28 protein-coding genes are annotated in these 25,858 nt (G+C 35.7%); 15 read left to right on the forward strand and 13 right to left on the reverse strand.

Annotated features, from left to right (window positions below; all coding sequences use genetic code 11):
• Window positions 1–6: 6 nt before the first annotated feature.
• From hflX to coaBC, 3 genes are read right to left on the reverse strand one after another with little or no spacing between them, the layout of a single operon-like run.
• Entirely contained in the window at window positions 7–1,335 is a 1,329-nt protein-coding gene (gene hflX / locus DPQ89_RS16140) for a GTPase HflX (RefSeq protein ID WP_127718064.1), read from the reverse strand.
• A complete protein-coding gene (gene panC / locus DPQ89_RS16145) occupies window positions 1,328–2,182 on the reverse strand; it encodes a pantoate--beta-alanine ligase (RefSeq protein WP_127718065.1) in 855 nt (284 codons plus the stop codon). Before panC ends, hflX begins: the two co-directional genes overlap by 8 nt.
• Window positions 2,175–3,413 carry a bifunctional phosphopantothenoylcysteine decarboxylase/phosphopantothenate--cysteine ligase CoaBC gene (coaBC, locus tag DPQ89_RS16150; RefSeq protein WP_127718066.1) on the reverse strand — a complete coding sequence of 413 codons (1,239 nt, stop codon included), beginning with the start codon at window positions 3,411–3,413 and terminating at the stop codon, window positions 2,175–2,177. Before coaBC ends, panC begins: the two co-directional genes overlap by 8 nt.
• Window positions 3,414–3,549: 136 nt before the next feature.
• Here coaBC and DPQ89_RS16155 point away from each other — a divergent pair, with 136 nt between their 5' ends.
• The gene (locus DPQ89_RS16155) at window positions 3,550–3,783 is read left to right on the forward strand and encodes a hypothetical protein (protein WP_127718067.1); all 234 of its coding nucleotides are present in this window, start codon (window positions 3,550–3,552) and stop codon (window positions 3,781–3,783) included.
• 18 nt (window positions 3,784–3,801) lie between these two features.
• Here the strand turns inward: DPQ89_RS16155 and DPQ89_RS16160 are convergent, their stop codons facing one another.
• The 4 genes from DPQ89_RS16160 to DPQ89_RS16175 are packed head-to-tail and all read right to left on the reverse strand — an operon-like array spanning window position 3,802 to window position 7,056.
• Window positions 3,802–4,626 carry a class I SAM-dependent methyltransferase gene (locus tag DPQ89_RS16160; RefSeq protein ID WP_127718068.1) on the reverse strand — a complete coding sequence of 275 codons (825 nt, stop codon included), beginning with the start codon at window positions 4,624–4,626 and terminating at the stop codon, window positions 3,802–3,804.
• Window positions 4,619–5,323, reverse strand: a complete 705-nt coding sequence (locus DPQ89_RS16165) for a type III pantothenate kinase (protein ID WP_127718069.1) — start codon at window positions 5,321–5,323, stop codon at window positions 4,619–4,621. The genes DPQ89_RS16160 and DPQ89_RS16165 overlap by 8 nt, the downstream gene beginning before the upstream one ends.
• Window positions 5,304–6,110: a 3-methyl-2-oxobutanoate hydroxymethyltransferase gene (panB, locus tag DPQ89_RS16170; RefSeq protein ID WP_127718070.1), complete on the reverse strand. Its 807-nt coding sequence runs from the start codon at window positions 6,108–6,110 to the stop codon at window positions 5,304–5,306. The genes DPQ89_RS16165 and panB overlap by 20 nt, the downstream gene beginning before the upstream one ends.
• A 7-nt stretch (window positions 6,111–6,117) precedes the next feature.
• A complete protein-coding gene (locus DPQ89_RS16175; RefSeq protein WP_127718071.1) occupies window positions 6,118–7,056 on the reverse strand; it encodes an NAD(P)-binding domain-containing protein in 939 nt (312 codons plus the stop codon).
• 66 nt (window positions 7,057–7,122) lie between these two features.
• On the opposite strand from DPQ89_RS16175, the gene DPQ89_RS16180 reads away from it, so the two are divergent.
• The 5 genes from DPQ89_RS16180 to DPQ89_RS16200 all read left to right on the forward strand — a co-directional run bounded on the left by DPQ89_RS16180 (window position 7,123) and on the right by DPQ89_RS16200 (window position 10,862).
• Window positions 7,123–7,911: an aminotransferase class IV gene (locus tag DPQ89_RS16180; RefSeq protein ID WP_127718072.1), complete on the forward strand. Its 789-nt coding sequence runs from the start codon at window positions 7,123–7,125 to the stop codon at window positions 7,909–7,911.
• Window positions 7,905–8,138, forward strand: a complete 234-nt coding sequence (locus DPQ89_RS16185; RefSeq protein ID WP_127718073.1) for a DNA gyrase inhibitor YacG — start codon at window positions 7,905–7,907, stop codon at window positions 8,136–8,138. Before DPQ89_RS16180 ends, DPQ89_RS16185 begins: the two co-directional genes overlap by 7 nt.
• Window positions 8,125–8,982, forward strand: a complete 858-nt coding sequence (locus DPQ89_RS16190) for an inositol monophosphatase family protein (RefSeq protein WP_164848485.1) — start codon at window positions 8,125–8,127, stop codon at window positions 8,980–8,982. Before DPQ89_RS16185 ends, DPQ89_RS16190 begins: the two co-directional genes overlap by 14 nt.
• A gap of 109 nt (window positions 8,983–9,091) precedes the next feature.
• Window positions 9,092–10,069, forward strand: a complete 978-nt coding sequence (locus DPQ89_RS16195; RefSeq protein WP_127718075.1) for a hypothetical protein — start codon at window positions 9,092–9,094, stop codon at window positions 10,067–10,069.
• A gap of 13 nt (window positions 10,070–10,082) precedes the next feature.
• The gene (locus DPQ89_RS16200) at window positions 10,083–10,862 is read left to right on the forward strand and encodes a HEAT repeat domain-containing protein (RefSeq protein ID WP_127718076.1); all 780 of its coding nucleotides are present in this window, start codon (window positions 10,083–10,085) and stop codon (window positions 10,860–10,862) included.
• 1 nt (window position 10,863) lies between these two features.
• Here the strand turns inward: DPQ89_RS16200 and DPQ89_RS16205 are convergent, their stop codons facing one another.
• Window positions 10,864–11,430, reverse strand: coding sequence for a hypothetical protein (locus DPQ89_RS16205; protein WP_127718077.1), 567 nt, complete (start codon window positions 11,428–11,430; stop codon window positions 10,864–10,866).
• Between the two features lie 54 nt (window positions 11,431–11,484).
• Here DPQ89_RS16205 and DPQ89_RS16210 point away from each other — a divergent pair, with 54 nt between their 5' ends.
• The gene (locus DPQ89_RS16210) at window positions 11,485–12,471 is read left to right on the forward strand and encodes an SIS domain-containing protein (RefSeq protein ID WP_127718078.1); all 987 of its coding nucleotides are present in this window, start codon (window positions 11,485–11,487) and stop codon (window positions 12,469–12,471) included.
• On the opposite strand, the gene lnt is transcribed toward DPQ89_RS16210, so the two are convergent.
• Window positions 12,452–14,077 carry an apolipoprotein N-acyltransferase gene (gene lnt / locus DPQ89_RS16215; protein ID WP_127718079.1) on the reverse strand — a complete coding sequence of 542 codons (1,626 nt, stop codon included), beginning with the start codon at window positions 14,075–14,077 and terminating at the stop codon, window positions 12,452–12,454. The two genes, DPQ89_RS16210 and lnt, sit on opposite strands and share 20 nt — an antisense overlap.
• A gap of 66 nt (window positions 14,078–14,143) precedes the next feature.
• On the opposite strand from lnt, the gene DPQ89_RS16220 reads away from it, so the two are divergent.
• Window positions 14,144–14,809 carry a hypothetical protein gene (locus tag DPQ89_RS16220; RefSeq protein WP_127718080.1) on the forward strand — a complete coding sequence of 222 codons (666 nt, stop codon included), beginning with the start codon at window positions 14,144–14,146 and terminating at the stop codon, window positions 14,807–14,809.
• On the opposite strand, the gene DPQ89_RS16225 is transcribed toward DPQ89_RS16220, so the two are convergent.
• On the reverse strand, window positions 14,806–16,044 hold the full coding sequence (locus tag DPQ89_RS16225) for a S8 family peptidase (protein WP_127718081.1): 1,239 nt from the start codon (window positions 16,042–16,044) through the stop codon (window positions 14,806–14,808). The two genes, DPQ89_RS16220 and DPQ89_RS16225, sit on opposite strands and share 4 nt — an antisense overlap.
• A gap of 394 nt (window positions 16,045–16,438) precedes the next feature.
• Between DPQ89_RS16225 and DPQ89_RS16230 the strand changes: the two genes are divergently transcribed.
• The gene (locus tag DPQ89_RS16230) at window positions 16,439–16,657 is read left to right on the forward strand and encodes a hypothetical protein (RefSeq protein ID WP_127718082.1); all 219 of its coding nucleotides are present in this window, start codon (window positions 16,439–16,441) and stop codon (window positions 16,655–16,657) included.
• A 52-nt stretch (window positions 16,658–16,709) separates the two neighbouring features.
• On the opposite strand, the gene DPQ89_RS16235 is transcribed toward DPQ89_RS16230, so the two are convergent.
• The gene (locus DPQ89_RS16235; RefSeq protein WP_164848487.1) at window positions 16,710–17,081 is read right to left on the reverse strand and encodes a TraR/DksA family transcriptional regulator; all 372 of its coding nucleotides are present in this window, start codon (window positions 17,079–17,081) and stop codon (window positions 16,710–16,712) included.
• Between the two features lie 178 nt (window positions 17,082–17,259).
• Between DPQ89_RS16235 and DPQ89_RS16240 the strand changes: the two genes are divergently transcribed.
• Window positions 17,260–17,739, forward strand: coding sequence for a flavin reductase family protein (locus DPQ89_RS16240; protein ID WP_127718084.1), 480 nt, complete (start codon window positions 17,260–17,262; stop codon window positions 17,737–17,739).
• Between the two features lie 20 nt (window positions 17,740–17,759).
• Window positions 17,760–19,553 (forward strand): DNA helicase RecQ, encoded by a 1,794-nt coding sequence (gene recQ, locus DPQ89_RS16245; RefSeq protein WP_127718085.1) that lies wholly within the window; start codon window positions 17,760–17,762, stop codon window positions 19,551–19,553.
• A 19-nt stretch (window positions 19,554–19,572) separates the two neighbouring features.
• Here the strand turns inward: recQ and mltG are convergent, their stop codons facing one another.
• Complete coding sequence (gene mltG, locus DPQ89_RS16250) at window positions 19,573–20,607, reverse strand: endolytic transglycosylase MltG (protein ID WP_127718086.1); 1,035 nt, start codon at window positions 20,605–20,607, stop codon at window positions 19,573–19,575.
• A gap of 41 nt (window positions 20,608–20,648) precedes the next feature.
• Complete coding sequence (ruvX, locus tag DPQ89_RS16255) at window positions 20,649–21,116, reverse strand: Holliday junction resolvase RuvX (RefSeq protein ID WP_127718087.1); 468 nt, start codon at window positions 21,114–21,116, stop codon at window positions 20,649–20,651.
• 191 nt (window positions 21,117–21,307) lie between these two features.
• Here ruvX and rho point away from each other — a divergent pair, with 191 nt between their 5' ends.
• From rho to murA, 4 genes are all read left to right on the forward strand, one after another.
• Window positions 21,308–22,555, forward strand: a complete 1,248-nt coding sequence (gene rho, locus DPQ89_RS16260) for a transcription termination factor Rho (RefSeq protein ID WP_127718088.1) — start codon at window positions 21,308–21,310, stop codon at window positions 22,553–22,555.
• A gap of 73 nt (window positions 22,556–22,628) precedes the next feature.
• A complete protein-coding gene (gene prfA, locus DPQ89_RS16265) occupies window positions 22,629–23,696 on the forward strand; it encodes a peptide chain release factor 1 (protein WP_127718304.1) in 1,068 nt (355 codons plus the stop codon).
• Window positions 23,696–24,595 carry a HemK/PrmC family methyltransferase gene (locus DPQ89_RS16270; protein WP_127718089.1) on the forward strand — a complete coding sequence of 300 codons (900 nt, stop codon included), beginning with the start codon at window positions 23,696–23,698 and terminating at the stop codon, window positions 24,593–24,595. The genes prfA and DPQ89_RS16270 overlap by 1 nt, the downstream gene beginning before the upstream one ends.
• Window positions 24,596–24,604: 9 nt before the next feature.
• Window positions 24,605–25,858: a UDP-N-acetylglucosamine 1-carboxyvinyltransferase gene (gene murA / locus DPQ89_RS16275; RefSeq protein ID WP_127718090.1), complete on the forward strand. Its 1,254-nt coding sequence runs from the start codon at window positions 24,605–24,607 to the stop codon at window positions 25,856–25,858.

The following is a 25,858-nucleotide window of genomic DNA, read 5'->3' on the forward strand; positions in this document are numbered from 1 at the left end:
AAAGAACTACTCAATGATAAACTCTTCTTGAAGAGGATCATCTGGAGCAAGGATAAAGCGATTTAGATCAAGCGGTTCAAAAATAAAGTCGGGGACTCTAACCCTATAAAAAATCCCTTTTTCGTGGTTATGCGTGGCTATAATATTGGTCTTCGAAACGACCTTCGAGTGAGCATCTCCACTACTATATGGAATATAAAGATCATAGTGTTCTTGTTGATCTAAGAAGTAGTTAATAATTTGGGCCTTAAGGTTAACCATATCCTCTTTATCGTGAGTAGAAACAAGATAGCTATTAGGAGTTGATCGCTGAATTATTTTTTGTCCCATTGGGTCTGGATGAAGATCCTTTTTGTTATAAACAATAATTTGATCTTTATTAGTAACTCCTAACTCCTTTAAAACGGTTTGGGTTACTTCTAAGTGTTTCTTATAGTGAGGGTCCGATATATCACATACGATAATGAGAAGATCTGCCTCAATGGCTGACTCTAAAGTAGTTTTAAAACCATCAATAAGAGTATTTGGAAGGTTAGATATAAAACCTACGGTGTCAATTAAGATCATAGGCGGTTTCGTATCAGGGTTTAGCATTCTGTAAGTTGAGTCTAGAGTTGCGAATAATTTATTTTCCTCGAGTACATCGACACGACATAGCCTATTCATTACAGATGACTTTCCTGCGTTGGTATATCCTACGAGGGCAGCTGTTACGGCTTGGTTTTGTCTTTTCTTTTTTTGTTGTTCTCTAGACTTTCTAACATCTTGAAGCTCTTTTTTATAGAACTCAATACGTTCTCTAACAATACGACGATCTAGCTCGATTTGCTGTTCTCCCTCTCCACCTCTGACTCCAATTCCACCCTTTTGTCTCGAAAGGTGAGTCCAAAAACCTGAAAGTCTTGGAAGAAGATATTGTAAGCGCGAAATTTCTATCTGAATTTTGGCCTCTTTGGTTCTGGCATGCTGGGAGAAAATTTCTAGAATAACATGGCATCTGTCTACAACAGACATATCTGTTATTGCTTTGATATTTCTTATTTGTGAAGCAGTTAGTTCACAATCAAAAACGAGAAGAGTTGAACCTTCTTGTTTAGCTGCATCAGCGATTTCCTTTATCTTTCCAGACCCTAATATTGTCGCAGGTTCTACCGTCTTTCTATTTTGAACATACTGATCACCAGTTTCTATTTCTAAAGTTCGTAGAAGTTCTCTTAGTTCATTTAGTGAGCGGTTAGTATCTTTTTCTGTTTTATGTTCTTCAAATTTTGGACAAACGAGAGAGACCATTGATGCTCTTGCATCTTTTGAGATGTGAAATTCTGTATCAAGCATAGTTAATTTTTACCAAAGTATTATCGATGAGCCTAGTTGTTCCAAGCTTGTATGCTCCGGCAATTACAACTTCAGTAGTTGTAATACTTACTTCATCGAGGTTAGTTGCATCTAGTATTTCTAGATAGTTCCAATTAGAATCTTTTAAGGTAGATTCGAGTATTGTATTTATTTCTATTACGGCTTCATTATAAGTGAACTCTTCCAATAAAGCTTGTATTGAAAAGATAGTTTTAGAAAGAATAAGCGCATTTTCTCTGTCTTTTTCACAAAGGTACTGATTTCGACTAGATCTCGCAAGACCGTTGGCTTCGCGATGAATTGGAAGCATGATAATCTCTACGTCTAGCATGAGGTCTTCTACCATTCTCTTTATAATAAGAACCTGCTGGTAGTCTTTTTGCCCAAAGTATGCTTTTTGGGCCTTAACAAGTGCAAATAGCCTATAAACTACAGTTGTCACTCCATCGAAATGAGTAGGTCTATCTAAAGCGCATAGTTTATTTGTTAGTCCAGATACGCTGATATTAGTAGAGTAATCTTGAGGATATATTTCATCATTAGATTTCGGGGCCAAGATAATTATGTTTGGATCAAGACTTCGTATTTTTTCAGCATCAGCTTCTAGGGTTCTTGGGTATTTGTCAAAATCTTCATTTGGTCCAAATTGTTTTGGGTTTACAAAAATAGTGACAACAGTAAGATCATTCTCTTCTAATGAAGCAGAGATTAAACTTAGGTGCCCTTCATGTAGGTTTCCCATAGTAGGAATCAGTCCAACACTTTTATTTGTAATTGAGCGTCTAAACTTAAGAAATTCATTCACACATGTAAAAATGTTATTCATTCGCAATCTCCTCGGAGATTTTAGCAGCGAGCTCTACTTTCGTAAGTCTGCCGCAGAAAGTGATTTTGGCATTTTTCATTAATGAGTATTGTGCGCTATCTGTTCCAAACCCGAGTTGCTCTTCATTTTCTTTCGTCAGTCCAGAGTGGACGTGAGTACCAATAAGAAGATCGACTTTTTTTCGATTCCACTTTTCTAGTAATACTTCTTCGCTTAAATCTGTTTCTGCAGCAAAGCCAATGACTTTGAGGTTTTTGTCATTTTTTTCAAGGACAGATTTTAAAACATCAACTGCTTTTAATATTGGCAAGGAATCTTTCATGGAGCTTTTTTTAAGCTTAGAGGAAGTCTCTAAAAATTCAATGTCAGAAATTGCTGCAGCCGAAATATATGCGCTTGCACCTTGGATACTTTCATGGACAGTATTGTACATATCTCTAGTGGTGATAATACGCTTAAGTGAGAAGTTCGGATGGTCTACGAGGTTATTTAAAGTACTTATAGCATTCTTTCCTGCAATTACTTCGACAGTAAAGCCTTGATTTAGTAAGTTTTTCGCAAGCTCATAACCAGTTTTACCAGTACTAGCATTAGTTAGGAATCTTACTGGATCAATAGGAGAGATCGTAGCTCCTGTAGTGATGACAACCTTCTTTTCTTTAAAAGAAGAATTAAAAGACTCAACTAGATCTTTAATAACATCAATCGCGGCCAATTTACCTTCTCCCAAATCACCACACGCTAATTGACCATTTTGCGTAGAAAATACATGTACCTGTGCAAGAGAATTTACTTTCTCTAGCATAGAAATATTTTCTCTTACAAAAGGATGGTTGAGCATATTTGTGTTCATTGCTGGGAATAAAAGAATTGGTTTGCTTTGATCTATGGCCAAGAAAATAGAACTTAATAAATCATCAGCGCGAGCATGAGAAAATTTAGAAAGTGTATTTGCTGATAGTGGTGCTACGACAAATTTATCTGCCCACTTCGCTAACTCAATGTGGAGTACAGAACCTATTTGGTGTTCATTTGTAGGATATTTAAAATCATCAGTAGATTCGTAAACTTCAGCGGCCCCAAGGTATTTAAAAACTTGTGGTCTTACAAACTCGATGGCACCACGAGATAAAACCACTTTTACTTCATGGCCTTGATTCACAAATAAGCGAACGAGATCGAATGTTTTGTAAGCAGCAATCGAGCCGCAAACGCCTAATAATACTTTCATTTTTTACCCAAAAAGAGTTTATAGACTCCTAGTGTTGAAAAGAATAGACTCTCTGCGCTATGCCCTGTAAAATACGACTATACCTATTCACATTTCAAACATTTAGAGCGATGTTATCCTAGCAGAGGAGAAAATTATGAATTTTGGAAAATTTAATGTGATAAGCCAGAGAAATGTTCAGGCGCTTGAGGAGACTCATGAGTTGATGCTTATCAATTTAGACCATATCATTTCAGTAAAACCAATCAAGATTCCAATGGACGATAAAGTCGTAGATGGGTATTGGATTCGCACTACGAATGGAAAAAAATATAGAGCGACTTCTGTTCCTGATATGATTTCAGATTTAATTGATAAGGATCTAGACTAAGCTCTAGATCCTTTAATATTAGAATACTCTTGCTTTTGCCTGGATGAATGAATAGTAAAAAACTGCGTTAGGATCACTGGCAACTTGTTCCATCTCTTTTTTCATCTCTTCTACAACCTCCTCAGTAACTCTTTCGGCCTCAATGAGTTGGTCAGCAGCACTGAGCATAAGCTCATGCCAAAAATCAATATATTCCTTTCTCTGCTTTGGTCTTCTATTGTCTAAGTGCCAAGTTATAGTCTCTGTATGAATGTCTTTAAAGCCTTGTTGTAAGAGTAAATTACCTAACTTGGCACCTACAAAAGGATCACCATTCATGTCATATTGATAGTCATTAAAGGCCATCCAATATTTCCAGACATTAGGTGAGTAAGGGTCTAAAAAGAATGAAGTATTCAAAACTTCTGTAATATAAACTGGAGAGCCTGGACGTAGAACTCTTCTTACTTCACTTAAAACTTTTTGAGGGTTTGGAATATGCTCAAGTACCCAGCATAGGAATGCACCATCAAAATCATCGCCTTGAAATTGCATTTTAGTTGCGTCCATAGACTTAAAGCTAAAACGATCCTTAGTGTCGGCCTTGCTGCTAATATACTTTGTTGCTGTTTCTAATTGCTTTTCACTTCTATCAATTCCAGTTACTTTAAGATTTGGAAATCTTCTAAGAAGAATTTCTGTTTGAGCACCAACACCACAGCCAACTTCGAGAATATGCTTTTGCTCCGAAAAATTGATTTCTTTATAAACAGTGTGCTCAGCAAAAGCCGCTTGCTTTGAAAGTCGTTCCTGCTCGGTAGAGCTGAATCCATGAAGGTATGGGAAATCTGTTTTATTATTCATTTAATTTATCCTCGTTTATATATGAGTATATTTCATATAAGGCATAGTGAATAAGGTTTTTCTCATGGATAATTTTTCCACGAAAGATTTCTTTTGCAGCCGTATAGAAAAGAGATGAGAAACCACCGCTTATATAAATTTGATCAATTTCATAGTCTTTTAATAATTTTTCAAGCCATGAGATTTGAGAAAACTTTAAGGCGCTTGTAATAGCAGAGCTTGTAGAGTTTGGTAGGGAATCGAAGAGGTTTAAATCTTCCACATCATTTAGGATGGGTAGGTTTGCTCCACTACCATAGGAATTTAGTTGAGTTCTTAGACCTGGAAATATAAACCCGCCTTTAAATCCTGTACTATCAATGAAGTCAACAGTTGTAAATGTCCCAGCATCAATAAGTAAGCTCTTTAGAGCGTCACTTCTTTTATATATGTAATAGGCTTGATGAAGCCTATCTTCTCCTAAGGTTCTTTCATAGCTTACTGACATATCTAGAAAGTTTGAATCACCTCTATACTTAGAAAGTTCAATATAGTTAATCCCTTGTAAGTTACTTTTTTTTCCGACACTTGAAGCAATGGCCGCGATATCACTGTCAAAATGATATTCGCTAAGTGGCGTTACACTAATAAGCTTAGAGTCTTTAAAAAGTCCTACATGAGGATGAGAATTTCCGTTATCAATGGACTGAAGATTCATTTTCTTTATAGGAAACTTTTTTATTCTTAGTAAGATAGTCTCCAATGAGCTCTTTTTTAAGTTCAAAAAAGTTTGCAATAGGTGTACAAAATTTTGGAGGGCGATTTGGTCCCATTTGAAGCAGATCATTTAGAACGAGTACTTGACCATCTGTTTGATCACCTGCTCCAATTCCAATTGTTGGAATTGAAAGTTCTCGAGTTATAAGAGTGGCAATATCTTTTTGAACACATTCTAGAACAATACAAAATGCTCCTGCACTTTCAAGTTCTTTTGCTTCTTTTAATAGTTTCGTTGCGGAGGCATCATCTTTTCCATGAACATAGTAACCTCCAAGCTCATGTACAGATTGAGGAGTAAGGCCAATATGTCCCATAACAGGAATTCCAATTTGAGTAAGTCTTTTAACGAGTTCAAGCTGATAAGGGTATGCACCTTCAAGCTTTACTGATTCAGCTCCAGAGTATTGAAATAGTTCTGTTGCGCTTTGAATACCTTGTTCAATTGTAGAGTAAGTTCCAAATGGAAGGTCGGCAACTATAAATTTGTTAGGGGCGCCACGTTTAACAGCGGCTGCAAAAACTTTTATTTCGTCTAACTTAACTTGAATAGTCGTATCGTAACCAAGGATAACATTTCCGAGGCTATCTCCAACGAGAATAATATCTAATTCAGTTTCATTGAGCATTTGAGCAGTTTGAAAATCATAGCAAGTTAGCATCTGAAGAGGGGCGTGACCTTTTTCTAATTTAGTATCTTTGATTTTTAGAGTTGTTAATTTTTTCAATTCAATTCTACTTGTTTATGAGTTCAGGGCCTAGCTCATTATGAACGACCACTAATTCCTCAGCTTCCCATCTCGTTAATACCTCAGATCGTAAGCTATTAAAATCTAGAGTTTCGCATTCTGTAAAAAATTTCTTATTCCAGATATCTTCTGCTAGTGAGTCTAGTTTTTGGTGATACTGCTTGTCAAAGAGGATTTGTTGGGCCTTTTCACCACCTATCAAGGCGTTAGGGCTGATTAGCTTAAAAAACTCAATGGGCCCCATCTTAACCATAGCGTCAGCTATGAGTTTTACTTCGAGCCAGCATTCTAAGTATGCGATTTCTCGTTTCACGCCTTTCTCTCGAAGTTTGTTATACGAATGGAGTGCACCGTAGGGAAGAATCGAACACAGTAGCGTCTGTTCACTAAATAGATCTGCATTTGTCTCTTCTAGGAATGTTGTCTCATATGGGCCTGCGGTAATTCCAATGCTTTTAGCTATTGTAAAAATTAGCTCTGAAGAAGCTGTTTTATCTCCTGAGATACCCTCAAGAGAGTAGGCAGCACCTAGTTTTCCTTCGTTTTCAAATTGAAATCTTACTTCGCTTGCAATTGCTTTTGGAGCAAGAAGTAGATGATTGAGCTTTGGAAATTTTTCTTTTAAGTTAAAAGCGCTATAGCTATAGCCATGGGCATAAATTATATTTGATCCATCTTGGAGTCTAGGGGCCAAATTGCTTAAAGTTTCTAAATGAGTATGGTCAGGTGTAAGTAGAATAAAATTTTTATAATCAGATAGCTCATTTGATTCTAGATTGAGAAGCTGATAGCCTTTTTTTATAGCAAATGCTTTAGAAGAGGAATTTTCTCTAAGCGCTATTAGAACTTTATGACCTGAATCTGTTAGATTTGCTGCCCAGGCCTTTGCTTGTGAGCCAAGTCCTATAATGACGAGTTCATTCATTTGTCTTCCCTTTGTAAGTTCAAATAGTTATCATTATTGGGCACATAATTCAATAAAGGTATTTGTATGAATAGCAGTCTTTTTAGGACAGAAACCGAGCTTAGTCTTGAGGAAATTCTTCTCAATAGAGGACTGTTCTTTGGTGAGACTCCCTTTACGACACTATTAATGTCTGACGGAAATATAGTAGGGCTTGAACTTCATATGCTTCGGCTTAAGAAATGTGTTGAGTACTTATTCAAAGTTGATTTCAATGATTATGACTCTCTTGTTCGAGAATCACTTATGAAGGCCTATGAAAAAATAGGGCAATACTATATACGCATAACATTTTATAAAACATTATCCGGAAAGATTGATTTTTTCATTTATAAAGATGTGTTTACTGCAAAAGAATCGAGCTTAGAGCTTGGACTATCTAATAGTATAAAAGGTAAGAGTTTAATTCCAAGTTTTCTTAAAGTGGGAAACTATCTAGAATATTCAATGGAATTAAGCGAAAGGACTGACTGTAATGAATTGCTCTACGTTGATTTTGAAGATTATATATTGGAATCTGGGACATCTAATATATTTATTATTAACGAAGAAGAAATTCTAACACCTAGTTTAAGAAGTGGAGTTCTAGATGGAGTAACTAGACAGATTCTACTACAGTTTTTGTCGCAAGAAGATTACAGATTTAAAGAAGCAGATATTAAATTAAGCGTGCTAGATACGGCCTCTGAGATTTGGCTGTGTAATGGATTACGTGGTATTCGGGTTGTAGATAGATTTAAAACTAGAAAGTTATCAAATAGTGTATGGACAACACTTAATGATAAGTATGAAAAATTTTGTGAGAAGTTATGGTAAAAATATTAAAAGTAAATTGTCCCAATTGTAAAAAAGAATTTAATTACTATCATTCTGATTTCAGACCATTTTGCTCTGAGAGGTGCAAAATGGTCGACATGGGACATTGGCTTAATGAAGGTTATACTGTTCCTGTAAGAAAATCACCGGATGAAGAACTAAATATTGATGAGTTCGAAATAGATGAAGCCGACCAAGGATTTGGAAATTTCTATGATGAAGAATAAAAGATCAGACATAAAAGATGCCCTTAAATTTTCAATTGACCTTTCTTATAAGGCAGGAGAAATTTTATTAAAATATCAAAAAAAATTAAACTCTTTAGAAATAACAAATAAGCAAGCTCAAGGTGTAGCATCTAGTGCAGATATTGCATCAGAAAAGTTTATTATAAAATCTATTTTAAAAAAATTTCCTGATCATCATATTCTTGCCGAGGAGAGTGCCTATGCTCAATTCGGAAATAAGAAAAAGGCCTACGAAGTCTTCAAGGAAAAAGAATGGACATGGGTTATTGATCCTCTTGATGGAACGAATAATTATTTAAATGGATTAGACTACTATGCTATTTGTATTTCTCTTCTGCACTTTGGAAAACCAGTTGTAGGGGTTGTATATAGACCTTCAAATGGAGACTGTTTCTTTGCTAGCTCATTTGAGCAAAGCAAGTTTCAAAATATAAGAAATCATAAGAAATCTAAAACTCTTTATAGCGACAATAACCCTAAGAAGTTAAAGCAAGCGCTTCTCAGTACAGGCTTTGTTTGTGAAAAAGGAATTCCATTTGATCATGAGTTCTCAGTTTTTAAGCATATGATGGCCAATTCAAGAGGAATTAGAAGAATGGGAAGTGCTGCTCTTGATTTATGTCTTGTTTCTAGCGGTGTATTTGATGGGTTTTGGGAAAAAGGACTTGCTCCTTGGGATATGGCTGCAGCAGGGCTAATTTGCATTCAAAGTGGAGTCAAAGTAACTGACTACAATGGTAAGGAGTTTCAACCTTTTTGTGAATCAATCTTGGCAGCGAGGACACCTTTTTATAAGAACTTAAAAAGAGAAATCAATAGATAGTTGATATTTTTGCTCAGATAGTGAAAACATTGAACTCCTGTTGACAGGATTTTGTAAGGCCCTATAATTTTACATAGATATAATCTTTTAGCATTCCAAGGATGGAGACGTGACTGAGACACTAAAAAGGTTCGTAAGAGAAGTTTCACAATTTAGTGATGAGACTCTAATTATTACCTTGTCTATATTAATTCTAGTACTAGTAATTCTTGTCGTTTATTGGCATTACAATAAGAAGAAGTTTCACCAGCTATCACATCAGATACCTGCTAGCGTTTTAAAGACATACCTAGATTCTATTATTCAAAATTCAACTTCATTAAAGTCGTCACTGTTTAGAGGCGGTGGTTTAGATATCGGTTCAGGTATTCCTTCAGTTGTTCCTGTTGGTGACTTGCCGATTGGTAATATTTCCGTTGGAGATAGTTCAGAAGAATTAAATCAGAAAAATGCAGAGATTGCATCATTAACACAAAGACTTATGGATAAGGACCGTCAGTTGGCTGAAATTGATGACAAGCTTCGTGAAGCTCAAGCTGCATCATTAAGTTCTGGTGGAGATAGTTCTGAAGAAGTTGCAATTCTTCAGGCGGAGATTGAAAAGTTAAGAGCAGAGTTGGAAGCATTAAAAAGTGCTGCCCCAGCTGATGGCGGTGATGACGCTATGGCCGCTCAACTAACTGAAGTAACTAAAGAGCGAGACGAGTTGAAAGAAAGACTCATGGAATATGAAATTATTGAAGAAGATCTTGCAAATTTAAAAAGACTTCAACAAGAGAATGATCAGCTTAAGAAAACAATTGCTGATTTACAAGCGGGTGGTGGAGAAGCTCCTGCACCAGTACCTACTCCAGAAGAACCGGAGCCTGCTGCTGAAGCTCCTGTTGAGGAAGCAGCACCTGCAGCCGAAATTCCTGCTGAAGCTCCAGCTGATGATGATCTTGAAGCGCAGATGGCCGCGGCAATCACTGAAACTCCTGCGGCCGAAGCAGCTGCAGAAGCACCTGCTGATGATATTCCTGCAAATGAAGGTGAACAGAAATCGGCAGAAGAATTATTATCTGAATTTGAAAAGATGCTTGGTTAAACCTAGGACTTCTATGAATATAAAAATATTAGTATCTCTATTAGTTTTCTTTTCAGCTTCATGCTTTGCAAGTATTGATAAGCAAGCGAGTCAAAAAGTAATAACGGCTTCACTTTTAAAAAAGTTTTCTAAAGACTCTAATAAGAAAGAGTTACTTGCTTTAAAAAAAGAAGTTATCTCTTATAGAGGAAAATCTGTTCCTGCTCTGGTTCAGGTGATGAAAGATGGAAAGTATCCAGAAAAGAATAAGTGGGTTGCAACATTTCTTCTTGGTCAAGTCATGGGAAAAAAATCAGCTCCATATATATCTAAATTCTTAGCTCATCCTAGTTGGGTCATGAGAATGGCTTCTTTGAAAACTCTCTTGGCCCTAAAGGGAACAGAGTATAAAAGATCATTTAGTACTGCACTTAAAGATAAGTCTTTCATCGTAAGGTCACAGGCCTTAGATAATATCTCTAAGCTTAACTTAACTTCTGAAGCACCTTTTGTCTGGCAAATGCTCTATGATAAGAGGAACTACTACAACCCTAAAGCAAAGAAGGGTGAAAAGACGGCGAGTTTAAAGAGAACTAACCTTATTAAGAAAGTTATTACAACAGTTGGAGATTTAAAGTTTGAAAAAGCTAAGAAGCCTCTCTTATCGATGATTCAAAAGTCAAAGTATGAAGATATTTTTAAAGAAATGGATACTTCATTAGAGAAAATTACTGGAAAAAAGTCGCCAACAGGCTCTGTTGATATTAAAAAGAGATACTGGTCAAAAGTTTCTTTAGCTTCCCAAACATTTTAAGCTAGAAGTTTTCTTCTAGCTCTTTACTCTTTTTCTCTTCTATCTTTTTAAGCTGATTGTCTATGGTAATTACTCTCTCAATTCTATAGAGAAGAGATTTCTCAAGAATTCCGTCACTTCTCTCGACTTTCCATCCTTGTAGAAAATCTTGTTCTACCATTTGTCTTTTGAAAACTGTTATCTTTGAAACTTCTCTGTTTCCACTAAATCCTTTAACGACATTGACAATAAGTTTGAATCTAGCTGCTTTGACCGAGTCTCGACTACCAAATGAGTCTGAGAAATTTAGCTGAAGCGTATTGTCTATCCATCGTGTCTTTATTACTCCGGCCTCTTGATTTTGCAGTGCGAGGTCATACTTTTGCATAACTTGGAGTACCGCTTGCCATGATTGATTATAGGTGGATTTAAATAGTTTTGATGGAATCTCAAACTCTTCAGCGATATGTTGAAATTGTTGATAGCTTCCACAGCTACTTAGAGTTAGAGTAAAACTTATAAATAAGATATTTAATGATCTTTTATATAGTTTTTTATTAAGAATAAGATAATAAATTTGTTTTAACATTGGTATAATTTTAACTCATATGTTTTATTCACCCAAGTAAATATTGAGAAAGTTATGAGTAAAGTTGATATTTTAAAAGAAGTTCTCCTATTAGAGGCTAAATCAATAGAGATTGCTTCAAGTAGACTTAATAATGAGTCAGTTCAAAGCATTGAAAAGCTTTTTGGAAGCCTTATCGAGTCTGGAGGAGATTTAGTCTTTTGCGGTGTTGGTAAGTCTGGACTGATCGGTTTAAAATTAGCGGCCACCTTTTCATCTCTGGGCCTTCGTTCTTTCTTTTTACACCCAACTGAAGCATTACACGGCGACTTAGGGAGACTTACAAAGAAAGATGCAATTGTTTTTCTAAGCAAGTCTGGAACTACTGAAGAAATCTTGAAAATAATACCATTTTTACCAATGAGTAAGGATAATATCGTAGGGCTCTTAGGCGCTACTCAAAGTGAGATTGGTTCTCACTGTGGTGTTTTCTTCGACTGTAGTGTTGATAAAGAGGCCTGTATAAATAATCAGGCACCAACAACAAGTTCTACTGTCACGCTTGCGATGGGGGATGCCCTTGCTGTTTTCTTTGAACATACTGTAAACCTATCTAAGGAAGGCTTTGCTAAGAACCACCCTGGAGGATTTCTTGGAAAGAGCTTGAGAATGAAAGTTGCGGATCTAATGTGGAAGGAGTCTGATTGTGCTGTTGTTTCTGCGGATAAGTCTTTAAAGGATGTTATATTAGAGATGACTAATAAGCCTCTCGGAGCTTGTGCTGTTTTGGATGGGGACAAATTCATAGGATTGATCGTTGAAGGGGATATTCGAAGAACCTTGTCTCAAGAAGGAGCAGACCTATCAAGTTGTGTTGACTCATTCTATAATAAAAGTCCTATTTCAATATCTAGTTCTACTCTTGCATATGATGCGTTGAAGGTGATGGAAGAGAGAAAGAACCCAATAGGAGTTCTTCCTGTTATCGAAAATGAAAAGTTCATGGGCTTTTTAAGGTTACATGACTTACTTAAGGCCGGCCTTAGTTCTTCAAAGGTCTAAATTTATTCATTACGGCTACAAGTATAAGAAGAGCAATAGCAAAAGCAATCGTTAACCAAATTCCATATTTTTGAAATGGGGTTTTATATCTTTTACTAGAAAGGAGTTGAAGATCTTGAACCTCTTCCACAAACTGCTCCGAGCGTTTTGTCTCATCTCCATTTGCATAGATAACTGAAGTTATTCCCGTATTTGTCATTCTAATGATAGGTAGTTGAAACTCTAGTGCGCGCCATTTTGATAGATATAGGTGTTGGAAAGGTTCAGCAGTTTTTCCATACCAACTATCATTAGTTAAGTTCACTAGAAATTCTGGATCACCTTTTAAGTTATTCAAATGCTCGCGTATAAAATTTGAAAAGAGAATTTCATAGCATATTGCTGAAACAAATGGTGTGCCTTTGTTCGTTTCAAAAAGTGTCATACTCTCGCCACTGGCAAAGAATGAGATATTTTGAATATACTTAGCGAGATATTTATTTAGTGGTCCAAAGGGAAGACCCTCTCCAAAAGGAATCAGCTTTATCTTTCTAAATTTGTTTTTAAATTTCCCGTCATTTCCAAAGTGAAAGGCTGCATTATATTCAGTTTGGAAGTAATTATCATTTTTGCGAGATGACTGATCATATCCTCCTGTGAAGAGCTCTGCTCCAGTGCTAGTGATAATCGATTTTATTAATTCAGGAACGTATCGATCATTAGTGCTCATTTGTGCTGAGTTTAGAAGCCTTGGGTAAGCTGTTTCTGGCCAAAATATTAGGTCAATTTTTTGATCAGCAGGTTTAGTACTTAGTTGAAAATATTTGTCGAATACTTCATCAAATGCGTGTGCCATTCCATTTTCTGAACTAATCTTTAGAAAATTTCCAATATTTGGTTGAACTAAACGTATTTGATGAGTCGAACTTGCTTTATTCTGTGTTCTTTCTAAAGGGGAGATAATATTTATTAATAAAATGATACAAAAAACGAAGTGTGCCATTTTATCAGATTTTTTAAATTTAAGTTTGCTCACTAGTGAAAGAGCAATCCAGAAATTAATGAAGGAAAATAGGGGCGCTCCAAAGACTGGTGCCAAGGCTAAATTGGGTGCTAATTGTAGCCAGTTGTGACCTATGTGAGCAGGGAATTGTTGAGGAGTAAAGTACTCAAACAAAGTTAAAATTATCGCGTAGACAATATTTCGATTAGTAGTTACTGAAATAAAAGATGAACTTTTAATAGAGATCTTCTTATAGTAGCGATGAAAAATAGTAAAAAGTATTAAATGTGGACAAATAAAAAATGAAAAAACTAATCCAAGAGTCCAATTCAGTGGAAATGGAATTTGTCCGAATTCATTTAAAGTCTCAGGTATCCAGTAATAGCCTAAGATATTATATCCAACACTAAAAGCAATGACACTGAGTAAATCCATCCAGATGGAGCGCTCTTGCATCTCTTTATTACTAAAACTCAAACTGTAGATTAAAAAGGCCATCCCAATAATTGTCCCAAAGAAAAAGCTTGGAGCAAATGTCATTGGAAAAGAGCTAGCATAGAGAAGACCACCTATGAAAGGTAGGGCTAAAGTTGTTGTCCATTTATTTTGAAAAGGTGAGTTCATAAACTAGATAATACTTCTCAATGAAGTAATTGCCAATTTTAGTTTTTTACAGGTACAATTATATATATGGAAATTTCAAATGAGCCAAGGAATGGTTCAAGTTCATTTTTACCAAGACCAATTAAAGACACTGTTCGGTGTCCTGAGTGTAAATCCGTGTTCATTGATAATAATGAATGTGAATCTTGTGGTTTTCAGATGGGATTTGACTTTCTAGGAGATCCTCTTGGTGAGAAAAGTTTCTACTCAATTCGAGAGAATTACTGGGAAGTTCTAGGTCCAGTTGTAAAACTTCATAAAGAACTCGAATTTTTAGATAAATCAAAATTTCAGCGATACCAACGAAAGCTACTTTTCAGATATAATGTACTATTAGATTACTTCTACAACTGCCGTGATTATGGCCTAGACGATAGAAATCTTTATCTTCAAGAGTTTACAGATTTAATAATTGAATTAGTTCGCTATGATGTTGAGGAAGTAGAGCTTTGGAAGAAATTTGAAAATAGTGAAGAGAATGAATATCTCTCACACTTATTCAGTAGTATTCAAGAGTCTATTTCTAAGGGGAGGGAAGTTAAGCGAAGTGACTTGTCTCTATTTCTATCAATTTTAAATTACAGGGTATTTGGTCTTGTTAGGATCGGTGTGATAGCTGTAACGTTCTTAGGGGTCATTGGTGTAGTTGCAGCCGCGCTATCATTTTACCGGTATATGATTTTTAGTTATTAATTCGCTTTCTTGTAATAAATTATTCCATTTTCATTTTTCGTATTAAACTTTTGAGCAACTTCTCTTTTTACGAGAGGCTTTTGTGCAAGAGATCTTTTTTGATTAGACTCTTTTGTAAATTGAGCAGCTAGTGTGTGTGCCTTAGAAGCGTCTAGTCTTCCTCCAGAAGAGCATTTTGCCATTAATGAAACTTCTTTTCTTGCTGACTTTTTAACAATCATTCTTAGTTGCTCTGCTGTTAGTGTAGGGTAGTGTGACTTAATTAGTGCAGCTACTCCTGAAACAAATGCCGTTGCTTGGCTTGTCCCCGTCAGATAACCTGATCTATTATTTGGAAGGGCCGACTTTATTCTGTAACCAGGTGCAGATATATCAACAGTCTTCATTCCATAGTTTGATGAAGATAAAACTTTCTTACTTTGATCGTGAGCAGTTACAGTAATAATATTCTTTAAACCGTAGCTTGCAGGATAGTAAGCGTTATCTTTATTATCAATATTTGATTCTTCATTTCCTGCAGCAGCAACAACTAAAATACCTTTTGCTTCTGCTCTTTTTAGAATTTCAAGCTCCCTTCTATCTGGCTCTGGTCCACCACCAGAGTAATTGATAATATCAACACCCATGTTTACAGCATAGTCTAGAGCTTCAATTGTTGAATTCAAGTTATCTTGTCCATTAGCAGTTCTGTTGTAGTATTTTAAAGTTAAGATTTGTACAGTTGGAAAAACACTCTTTATTATTCCAGCGACATGAGTTCCATGTCCATGATCATCATTTGGTTTACTTGCCGAAACTTTCCCTTTTGAGAAGTCTAGTCCGTAGTTTAGTTGACTTGATTTTCCCTGAAGAACATGAATATTCTTTTTAAGAAATGGATGGTCAGGATCAATACCTGTGTCAATAACTGCGACAACTATATCTTTCGTTTTTTTATAATTTTTCCATGCTTTAATTAAGTTAATAGAAGATGAGTTATTATCCGGATCAATACCCCAACTTGCGTATGTCGACTTAAGAAGATTGAGGTCTAGTGAGTCCTTATCTCTAACAATTGCAGTTTTTGGATTGAAGTAAGTCTTCTTAGTTACTTTCTTTAAGAGCTCTGGGCTTAAGCTAGATTTCTTATTTCTAGCGTGTCCTGAGTCGGCCATAGTAGGCATTGAAAGCAAGGCCATAGAAAGACCAAGGCTTAGAAGCATTTTAGAAAATTTTGGTTTCAAATCTTGTGTCATTTGTCCAAACTCCGTGTGGATAATATAGTTAAGTTTTGCAGAAATGTCTCGATTGTGATCATTTCTATATACACCTATTACTTAAGCAAAGAGCGGGCCAATAAAGTGACTCTAAAAACAGTAGCTTAGCAATGAAAGTGTCTAATCTTTTGATAATCATTAAGGGGGATGTCTAAACTTTATACGATTTTTTATGAGTGATTTGCTTAGAAAATAGACTATCTCTTTTGTTTGATATTTTTGGCGTCAAAGTGGTGACGACTTTTATCGACACTCTGACCCTAGTTACTCCCGATCTTTTGTAAGTTATCGAAAGTTTATGGTCATCTTTGGCATCGTGTTTGCTTTATAGTCTGTAGAAGTCCAGGAAGGGCGAAAAAACAAGGATGTTTTTATGAAATCAATTTTACTATCATTAACATTTATTTTCGGGTTACTATTTTCAATGGCATCATGTCAGAATTTGAAAAGTCATAGAACGATGAGCTCATATGATATTAGAAGTGAAATCGTCTATACAGGAAGTTATTCTCTAGAAAATAAAGTAGCTGCTATTGTAAAGAATGCAAATGCTACTAAATCAATATCAATGAGAGCATCAGAAATTGATTAAAAAAAAGAGCTCGTTTGAGCTCTTTTTATTTAAATTAAATTTAATTGTAATATTAACCCACAGAGTGGAAGTGACCTAGTTCTCTTTCTCGCTCTTCAGCATGTGTAATACACAGAGTTGTCCAAGGCTGGTTTGTTAGCCTTTTTTGTCCGATAGGATCATCACAGTCTTCACAAAGACCATAAGTTTTATCTTCTATTCTTTCTAGGGCTGCTTCAATTTGGCGAAGTTTAGCTCTTTCTCTATTTCTCATATTGAAAGTAACTTGCTGATTTATTACACTTTGAGCTAAGTCAGCTTCATCTGCTAAGTCATCAGTAGAAATATGTAAGTCTTCTGTAGAATTAAGTAAACCGCCATTTAGAATTTGCTGACGTTTCTCTAGTAAGAGTTCTTTAAAATGATCGAGATTGACCTTCCCCATACCATTCCTCCTTGAATACGCGTCAACAACAAAATTGCTGAGCATGGTTGGCCTTATAATATTTTAGACTATTCTAATGACACAATACAAGAGATATTTTTTACCCCATAAATAACTTCTAAAAAGGCGTCAAATTTGTTCTAATGACCGAGGTTTACTATCAACAATAGGAGATAATATGAGTGATTCAAAAGAAATTGCAAAGGCCGTTGGTCATATACCGTCTGGACTTTTTATCGTAGCAACTAAAACTGGTGATCAACTTGATGGATATCTTGCGAGTTGGGTTCAGCAAATCAGCTTTAGTCCTTTAATGATTGCGATAGCAATTAATCCTGATAGACCTGGCTATAATTCAATTATTGCTGGTGAAACTTTTACTGTGAATATTGTGGGAGATCACGATATGAACTTCTTAAAACACTTTTGGAGTGGTTATGATCCTGAGAATTCTCCTTTTAAAGTCATTGATCATGAAATTTCTTCGAATGGCGGAATTTTGATAAAAGGTGCCAAGTCGATTTTAGAGTGTCGTTTCAAAGATAAAATAAAGCCAGGTGACCATGAATTAATTCTTGCAGAAATTACAGCAAGCTATGTAATGAATGATGACTCTAAGCCAAAGGTTCATATTAGAAAATCTGGTTTAGATTACTAATTTTTAAAAAGGTATTGAGAATGCAAAGAGCACTTGAAATTTTAAATAAAGTTTTTGGTTATGATGACTTTAGGTTTAATCAAAGAAGTGCTGTAGAAAGTATTCTCTCTAAGCGAGATACTTTCGTTTTAATGCCTACAGGAGGAGGGAAATCTCTTTGTTATCAAATACCGATGTTATCTATGGATGGTGTCGGAGTTGTGATCTCTCCTCTGATTTCTCTAATGATTAACCAGGTTAATGCCTTAAAAATAAATGGTGTAAGTGCAAACTATTTAAATTCAACTCTCTCTAGTGAGGAGTACAATGACGTTCTTTTAAGTTGTCGTAGTGGTGAAACGAAGATTCTCTATCTATCACCAGAAGGCCTTAAGTCCCCACGAGTTATTGAGTTTTTAAAAAATATAGAACTTTCTATTATAGCAATTGATGAAGCTCACTGTGTCTCTCAATGGGGGCATGAGTTTAGACCTGATTACAGAGAGCTGAGTTCACTTAAAGTGAATTTCCCTGAAACTCCTCTGATTGCCCTTACTGCGACAGCAGATGAAAAAGTTAGAAAAGACATTGTAAATCAACTAGGTCTAGAAAACCCTTTGGAGCTTGTTTCAAGTTTTGATAGACCAAATATTAAGTATCAAATTCGCCCTAGAGAAAAAGGTATTGATCAGCTTGTAAAGTTTATTAAGGAATCTCACGAAGATGAGTGTGGAATTATTTATTGCCAAACGAGAAACAAAGTAGAGACTACTGCGAATAAACTTAAGGCCCTAGGCTTCAATGCTTATGCCTATCATGCAGGACTTGATCCTGAAGAAAGGCATAGGGTTCAAGCTCTATTTGAAAGCAGCGACAATATTATTATTGTTGCAACGATAGCTTTTGGTATGGGAATTGATAAACCGGATATTAGATTTGTTTGTCATATGGGGCTTCCTAAAAATATTGAAAGTTATTATCAAGAAACAGGACGGGCTGGGCGAGATGGCTCAAGTGCAAATGCTTGGATGATTTACGGGCTTGATGACTTGATTAGAAATAAACAGTTTTTAGAGAACTCTGATGCTTCTGGTGTATATAAGGAGCTAGCGAATAGTAAAATTGAGTCGATGCTGTCATTTTGTGAATTAACAACATGTAGAAGACGATTTCTTTTAAATTACTTTGATGAGAATGTTTCAGCAGATTGTGGCAACTGTGACTGTTGTCATGATGAAGTACATAAAGAGGATGCAACTCTAGAGGCGAGAAAGGCACTGTCTACAGTATTTAGAACGGGGCAGAGGTTTGGTGTAAATCACCTAATAGAAGTTCTTCAAGGTAAAGTGACTTCAAAAATTTTGAATAACTCTCATGAAGAACTAGGAGTGTTTGGACTTGGAAAAGATAGAAGCGAAAAATATTGGAGAAGGTTATATCGAAATCTTATTTTTAGAAAATATCTTACCTATGCAAGTTTAGAATATAAAACACTGAAGTTAGATCAAAAATCTTCAGAGGTCTTAAAAGGCAATGAAGAGTTCTATGTATTAAAAGTAGAGGACTCTCGTCCATTGCGAAAAAAACCTGCCGAGTCTTTAAATTTGAATGATCAAGATCAAATTCTTTTTGAGGAGCTAAGAAACTTACGAAAGGATTTGGCCCTTAAGTTGGATATTCCTGCATATCTAATCTTCCCCGATAAGACTTTGATTGAGTTAAGTAGTGTTAAGCCGATGAATGAAGTTGAAATGCTCGAGATCAATGGTGTTGGAGTTAAGAAGTTCGAACGATTTGGAGCAGATTTCTTAGAGAAAATTTCTTACTTTAAATAAGAAATAGCTCCAAGTGAGCTTACTTCTTATTTAGGTCTCTCCAAGACTTTCCTTTTCTATTTTTTGAATTCTTTTGATACTCGTTAACAGCTTTTAGGTGTTCTTTATAAGTTTTAGAGAAGATGTGAGTTCCGTCATTCTTACTTACAAAGTAAAGATATGAGTGCTTATTAGGATTAAGAACAGCATTAATAGATTCAAGACCTGGATTAGATATAGGGCCCTTAGGTAGTCCCGAAATCTTATAAGTATTGTAAGGAGTCTTTTCTAACAAGTGTTTCTTTCTAAGGTTACCGTTATAGTTTTCCCAGATACCATATATAGTTGTAGGGTCAGATTGAAGTCTCATTCTTTTTGCTAATCTATTTACAAAGACTCCTGCAATTTCTGGTCTCTCAAAGCTTGCCCCTGTTTCTTTTTCGACTACTGAAGCAAGAATGATAACAGAGTGTTTAGATAGATCAGATAGTGAGAAGTCCACTTCAGCTGTTTTCTTATTGAATGTGGAAACCATAGACTTTATAACTAAGTCTGCAGGACTATTTTGAGTGAAGTGGTATGTATCTGGATATAAATAGCCCTCTATTCTACTGGCCGGAATATCTAGCGAAGAAGCGAAATCAGGGTCTTTAGCAAGCGATATAAATTCTTTAGCAGAAGTTATTTTATTAGTTTCTAGAATTTTCGCAATCTCAAATAAGTTCTTGCCTTCAGGAATAGTCACGCTTGTTGTTACGCTCTTACCTGTAGTAAGGAGTTTGATTATATCAAGCATATTAGAACCAGGCTCAATTATATAAACGCCGGCCTTAAAGTTCTCCATATTATTATTTATCTTATTATATCTATAGAAAAGCTTTGAACTATTAATAAAGCCCTCTTTATCGAGTTTAAAATTAATCTTTCCAAAACCTTCTCCAGGCTGAATCGTGAAGCTTTTGGCCTCTCCTTCATACTTCCATAGAGCGATAGAGTGATAAACTTTAGCTCCACCTGCAATGATTCCAAGCAGCGGTGCTAATACTAAAATAATAAATAAGTTCTTTTTTGACATAGTCTACCTAGGATATAAGGCAATTGAGAAAGGGACAAGCCCTAAGAGCTAGTTTTTGTTATAAAATCTTCTAAAATGATGGTCGCTGCAACTTCGTCAATTTTCTTAAGGTCAACTTTAAAGTTATATCTTGCTGAACTAAGCATTCGTTCTTTAGCTGCAGTAGAGCTTAAAGTTTCATCCTGAAGATAGACTTCAATATCTGGAAAATGGTTCGTAAGCTTTTTATGAAACTTAAGGACAGTTTTAGTCATCTCAGACTCGTTTCCATCTAAATAGAGAGGAAGTCCTAGTACAATCACCTCAATAAAGTCCTCTTCAATGAATACTTCTAACTCTTGGAGGAGCTGCTCATCGCTTTGAAAGATAATCTTTCCTCTAGGTTGAGGCATTGGTTCTCTTGAAGGAGTGAATTGAGCTAGACCTGTTACTTTAGTACCATAGTCTATTGAAAGGATATTTATACCCTTGAATTTATTGAAGTTTGGGTAGTTCGTAAAGTCAATCATCGTTCTGTTTCTACAATGAATATTGCTATGTGACAACTATTATCATCTTGACATATTTGTCTCAAATCTAGGATAATGATCTCAACTAATCAAAACACCACAATCCATCGAAATTTATCTAGAATATTCCTCGAGGATTTTAAAACCAAAATAAAACTAATCCAAAAATTTATTATCAGGAGACAGGATTAATGCACCTTAATGACCTAAGAGAAATGGAAATTAAAGAACTCATCGAAAAAGGTGAAACTTTAAAAGTAGAAAACGCATCGGGAATGAAAACTCACGAGCTTATTTTTGCTATCTTAAAAACAACATCAAAGAATAAAGAAGATATTTTTGGCTCAGGTGTTTTAGAGATTTTACCAGATGGTTTTGGATTTCTTAGATCTCCTGGCTATAATTACCTTCCTGGTGCAGATGATATTTACGTTTCTCCAAGTCAGATTAGAAGATTTGGTTTAAGAAAAGGTGACTCAGTTGAAGGTCAAATTCGTTCTCCTAAAGATAATGAAAGATACTTCGCTCTTCTAAAGGTAGGTACAATTAATGGCCATACTCCAGAAGCACATAAGAAAACAGTTCTTTTTGATAACTTAACACCACTATACCCTCAAAAGAAAATTAACCTAGAGTCTAAGCCAACAAATTATTCAACTCGTATGATTGATTTATTTGTACCTCAAGGATTTGGTCAGAGATGTTTGATTGTTGCACCTCCTAAAGCAGGTAAGACAATGCTACTCCAGGAGATAGCAAACTCTATTACTGATAATCATCCAAACTCAAAGCTGATTGTTCTTCTAATTGATGAAAGACCAGAAGAAGTTACTGACATGAAGAGAAATGTTCAGGCTGAGGTTGTATCGTCAACTTTTGATGAGCCTGCCAATAGACACGTTCAAGTTGCAGAAATGGTTTTAGAAAAAGCGAAGAGACTTACTGAAGCAGGCGAAGATGTAATTATCTTACTTGACTCAATTACGCGTTTAGCTCGTGCATATAATACTGTTGTTCCACCTTCTGGGAAAATCCTTTCAGGTGGTGTTGATTCTAATGCTCTTCATAGACCAAAGAGATTCTTTGGTGCTGCTAGAAATATTGAAAATGGTGGGTCTCTTACAATTATCGCAACTGCGCTTGTTGATACGGGCTCTAGAATGGATGAAGTTATTTTCGAAGAGTTTAAAGGAACTGGTAACTCTGAAATTCAGCTTGATAGAAAGCTACTTGAAAAGAGAATTTTTCCTGCTCTTGATATTAATAAATCTTCGACACGTAAAGAAGACTTACTTATGGATCCATTGGATCTTCCAAGAACTTATGTTCTTAGGAAAGTTCTTCACCCAATGTCGACGATTGATGCAATGGAGTTTATGCTCCAAAGAGTTACTAAGTCTAAGACGAACTCTGAGTTCTTAGACTCAATGAACTCTTAAGTAAATTATATATACTTTATTAACGCCCTTCCATAGTGAAGGGCGTATTTGATTTAGGAATAATGCTATGTCTATGTTTGATAAACTTGATTCTGTTATAGATCGGTTTGAAATGCTAAATGAAAAACTCGCAGACCCTTCTATTTATGATAGACAGGATGAGTTTAAGAAAATTTCTAGTGAGAGATCAAATCTTGAAGAAGTTGTAAATGTCTATAAAGAGTATAAGCAAATCAAAGAAGATATTGAAGAAGCAAAAGAAATCTTAAAGAATGAAAAAGATGAAGATATGCGTGAAATGGCCAAAGAAGTTCTTAATGAATCTGAGCCACAAATTCTACCAATGGAAGAGCGCTTAACAATCTTACTTCTTCCGAAAGATCCTCTCGATGACAAGAACGTAATGGTCGAAATTCGTGCTGGAGCTGGTGGAGATGAAGCATCTATTTTTGTTGGTGATGTGTACAGAATGTATGCGAACTACTTTAGAGACCTTGGCTTTAAAACTGAACAAGTATCAATAAGTGAAGGTGACGAAGGTATTAAAGAAATTATTTTCTCCGTTTCTGGGGATAAGGTTTACTCAAAGCTTAAGTATGAGTCAGGTGTTCACAGAGTACAAAGAGTTCCAAAGACTGAGTCTCAAGGACGTGTACATACATCGACAATTACTGTTGCTGTGATGCCCGAGACAGATGATCTTGAGTTCGAACTTGATTTAAATGATGTTAGAATAGATGTTTATAGATCTGGTGGAGCTGGTGGACAGTCAGTTAACACTACAGACTCCGCTGTACGTGTTACACACATTCCAACAGGTACCGTTGTTGCTAACCAAGATCAAAAGTCACAGCTTAAAAATAAAGAGAAGGCCCTAAGAATTCTAAAAAATAGAATTTACGATAAAATGCTTCAAGACAAGAATGCTATTGAAGCGGCCGAAAGAAAAGGTCTTGTCGGAACTGGGGACAGATCAGAAAGAATTAGAACTTATAACTTTCCACAGGGGCGTTTAACTGATCATAGGATTGGTCTAACTCTCTACTCTTTAGATAAGATTATTGAAGGGGACATGGCACCTGTGACGGATGCTCTAATCGCTCATAATCAAGCAGAACTTTTAAAGGGCCAAGAAGAATAATGGCCCTTATGAGTCTAGGTAGTTTTACTGAAAGTTTTTTTAGTGAAAAGCAAGAGCAACTTTTAAAAACTTACCCAGGTTTGTCTATTCGAAGACTTAAAGACGAAATAGAATCCTTTGCATTACAAAAGCATGTAGATGCTGATGAGTTATTTGAACATCAGTATATTCCAAGTGGAGAAAATCCTCTTACTCATTTTTTTAATAGCTTAAATCGTGGATATCCACTTGAGTATATCCGGGGGAGAGCGTACTTCTATAAATCTGAATTTCACGTATCACCTAGTGTTCTTATTCCAAGAAGTGAAACAGAGATTCTTGTTGAAACAGCGACTATTCTTTTAAACGATTGGCTTAAAAAAACTGATGAGTCATTACGAGTTCTAGATATTGGTACTGGAAGTGGTGCGATTATCATTTCTTTATTACAAGAAATTGATCGCCCTCTATCGAGTTATGCTACAGATATTTCGAAAGAAGCCTTAAAAATAGCACGCAGAAATTTCTTCAATCTTAGATTCACCATACCTAGAGAGTCTAGCTTAGATTTAATTTGTACAGATAGGATGAAGGATTTAAGAGAAGAGAAGTTTCATCTCATAGTGAGTAACCCTCCATATATTAAAGAAGACGAAGATAGAAAATTTGTACACAATCAAGTGGATACTTTTGAGCCCCACTTGGCCCTGTATTTAAAAGACGGGGAGTACTATGATTGGTTTGAAGAACTTTTTCAAGATGTATCAAACTCTTTGTATGAAGAAGGAGTTTTTATCATGGAAGGCCATGAAGATCATCTTGAAGATTTAAGAATACAATGTGAAAAATTTAATTTTAAAACAGTGAGTTTAATTAAAGATTATACTCAAAGAGATCGCTTCTTAATTGCTAAGAAGTAAGGATATATTATGGATAAACTAATTATTACTGGTCCTTGTCGCTTAAGCGGTACGGTTACAATCTCTAAGGCAAAGAATGCATACCTTCCTATATTGGCCGGAGTTTTACTCAGCGATAAGAAGATTGTTTTAAACGAAGTACCAAATTTAAGAGATATTAATACAATGCTGACACTTCTAGGGAATCTAGGGGTAGGCATTACTAGAAATGGTAAAACAATTACTTTTGACCCTTCTACTCTTAGCTCACATGAAGCAACTTATGATCTAGTTAAGACGATGAGAGCTTCAATTTTTACTTTAGGGCCAATTCTAACAAGAATGAAAAAGGCTAAAGTTTCTCTACCTGGAGGTTGTGCAATTGGAACTAGACCAATTGACTTGCACCTTTCGAATTTAGAGAAAATGGGAGCTAAGATTACGCTTGAAGGTGGTTATGTTTATGCTGAAACAGATGGTCCTCTAAAAGGAGCAAATTTACTTTTGGCATTTCCTTCTGTTGGTGCAACAGAGAACTTAATGATGGCGGCTGTATTTGCTGAGGGAAAAACAGTTATTGAAAATGCAGCACTTGAGCCAGAAATAGACGATCTTGCAAATTTTTTAAATGCTATGGGAGCGAAAGTTTCAGGAATAGGTTCTACACGACTTGAAATAGAAGGAGTGAAAACTCTTAATGAAGTTGAATATACAGCAATAGGTGATCGTATAGAGGCCGCTACATATATAATGGCTGCTTTAGCAACAGGATCTAATGTTAAAGTTGAAGGATTCAATCCTGCTCATCTTGAATTTGTAATTGATCTTCTAAAAGAGATGGGGGCCAAGATTAATATTGGTGATAATTTTGTCGAAATTTCTGAGAGTTCTCTCAACTCCGCAAGAATCGATACAGCACCTTTTCCTGGTTTTCCAACTGACGTACAGGCCCAAATGATGGCCCTTGTTACTCAGGTTAAAGGAAATACGATTATCACAGAACATATTTTTGAAAATAGATTCATGCATGTTCCAGAATTAAATAGATTGGGAGCGAGTATAGAGCTTCGAGGAAATAGCGCGTTTATTGATGGAGGACATCCTTTAAAAGGTGCTCCTGTGATGTGTACTGACCTCAGAGCATCAGCGGCCTTAGTTATTGCTGCTCTTGCAAGTGAAGGAAAGACGGAGATTGATAGAGTTTATCACTTAGATAGAGGCTACGAAAACCTAGACCAAAAATTTAAAAAGTTAGGTGCTAATATTGAGAGAATAGGAAACTAA

The organism is Halobacteriovorax sp. HLS, from assembly GCF_004006665.1.
Taxonomy (GTDB): Bacteria; Bdellovibrionota; Bacteriovoracia; order Bacteriovoracales; family Bacteriovoracaceae; genus Halobacteriovorax.

Bases quoted from the DNA above. Each gene is read 5' to 3' on its own strand.
- hflX (WP_127718064.1), bottom strand. From the start codon at position 1,335: ATGCTTGATACAGAATTTCACATCTCAAAAGATGCAAGAGCATCAATG.
- panC (WP_127718065.1), bottom strand. From the start codon at position 2,182: ATGAATAACATTTTTACATGTGTGAATGAATTTCTTAAGTTTAGACGC.
- coaBC (WP_127718066.1), bottom strand. From the start codon at position 3,413: ATGAAAGTATTATTAGGCGTTTGCGGCTCGATTGCTGCTTACAAAACA.
- DPQ89_RS16155 (WP_127718067.1), top strand. From the start codon at position 3,550: ATGAATTTTGGAAAATTTAATGTGATAAGCCAGAGAAATGTTCAGGCG.
- DPQ89_RS16160 (WP_127718068.1), bottom strand. From the start codon at position 4,626: ATGAATAATAAAACAGATTTCCCATACCTTCATGGATTCAGCTCTACC.
- DPQ89_RS16165 (WP_127718069.1), bottom strand. From the start codon at position 5,323: ATGAATCTTCAGTCCATTGATAACGGAAATTCTCATCCTCATGTAGGA.
- DPQ89_RS16175 (WP_127718071.1), bottom strand. From the start codon at position 7,056: ATGAATGAACTCGTCATTATAGGACTTGGCTCACAAGCAAAGGCCTGG.
- DPQ89_RS16180 (WP_127718072.1), top strand. From the start codon at position 7,123: ATGAATAGCAGTCTTTTTAGGACAGAAACCGAGCTTAGTCTTGAGGAA.
- DPQ89_RS16185 (WP_127718073.1), top strand. From the start codon at position 7,905: ATGGTAAAAATATTAAAAGTAAATTGTCCCAATTGTAAAAAAGAATTT.
- DPQ89_RS16190 (WP_164848485.1), top strand. From the start codon at position 8,125: ATGATGAAGAATAAAAGATCAGACATAAAAGATGCCCTTAAATTTTCA.
- DPQ89_RS16200 (WP_127718076.1), top strand. From the start codon at position 10,083: ATGAATATAAAAATATTAGTATCTCTATTAGTTTTCTTTTCAGCTTCA.
- DPQ89_RS16205 (WP_127718077.1), bottom strand. From the start codon at position 11,430: ATGTTAAAACAAATTTATTATCTTATTCTTAATAAAAAACTATATAAA.
- DPQ89_RS16210 (WP_127718078.1), top strand. From the start codon at position 11,485: ATGAGTAAAGTTGATATTTTAAAAGAAGTTCTCCTATTAGAGGCTAAA.
- lnt (WP_127718079.1), bottom strand. From the start codon at position 14,077: ATGAACTCACCTTTTCAAAATAAATGGACAACAACTTTAGCCCTACCT.
- DPQ89_RS16220 (WP_127718080.1), top strand. From the start codon at position 14,144: ATGGAAATTTCAAATGAGCCAAGGAATGGTTCAAGTTCATTTTTACCA.
- DPQ89_RS16225 (WP_127718081.1), bottom strand. From the start codon at position 16,044: ATGACACAAGATTTGAAACCAAAATTTTCTAAAATGCTTCTAAGCCTT.
- DPQ89_RS16230 (WP_127718082.1), top strand. From the start codon at position 16,439: ATGAAATCAATTTTACTATCATTAACATTTATTTTCGGGTTACTATTT.
- DPQ89_RS16235 (WP_164848487.1), bottom strand. From the start codon at position 17,081: ATGGGGAAGGTCAATCTCGATCATTTTAAAGAACTCTTACTAGAGAAA.
- DPQ89_RS16240 (WP_127718084.1), top strand. From the start codon at position 17,260: ATGAGTGATTCAAAAGAAATTGCAAAGGCCGTTGGTCATATACCGTCT.
- recQ (WP_127718085.1), top strand. From the start codon at position 17,760: ATGCAAAGAGCACTTGAAATTTTAAATAAAGTTTTTGGTTATGATGAC.
- mltG (WP_127718086.1), bottom strand. From the start codon at position 20,607: ATGTCAAAAAAGAACTTATTTATTATTTTAGTATTAGCACCGCTGCTT.
- ruvX (WP_127718087.1), bottom strand. From the start codon at position 21,116: ATGATTGACTTTACGAACTACCCAAACTTCAATAAATTCAAGGGTATA.
- rho (WP_127718088.1), top strand. From the start codon at position 21,308: ATGCACCTTAATGACCTAAGAGAAATGGAAATTAAAGAACTCATCGAA.
- prfA (WP_127718304.1), top strand. From the start codon at position 22,629: ATGTTTGATAAACTTGATTCTGTTATAGATCGGTTTGAAATGCTAAAT.
- DPQ89_RS16270 (WP_127718089.1), top strand. From the start codon at position 23,696: ATGGCCCTTATGAGTCTAGGTAGTTTTACTGAAAGTTTTTTTAGTGAA.
- murA (WP_127718090.1), top strand. From the start codon at position 24,605: ATGGATAAACTAATTATTACTGGTCCTTGTCGCTTAAGCGGTACGGTT.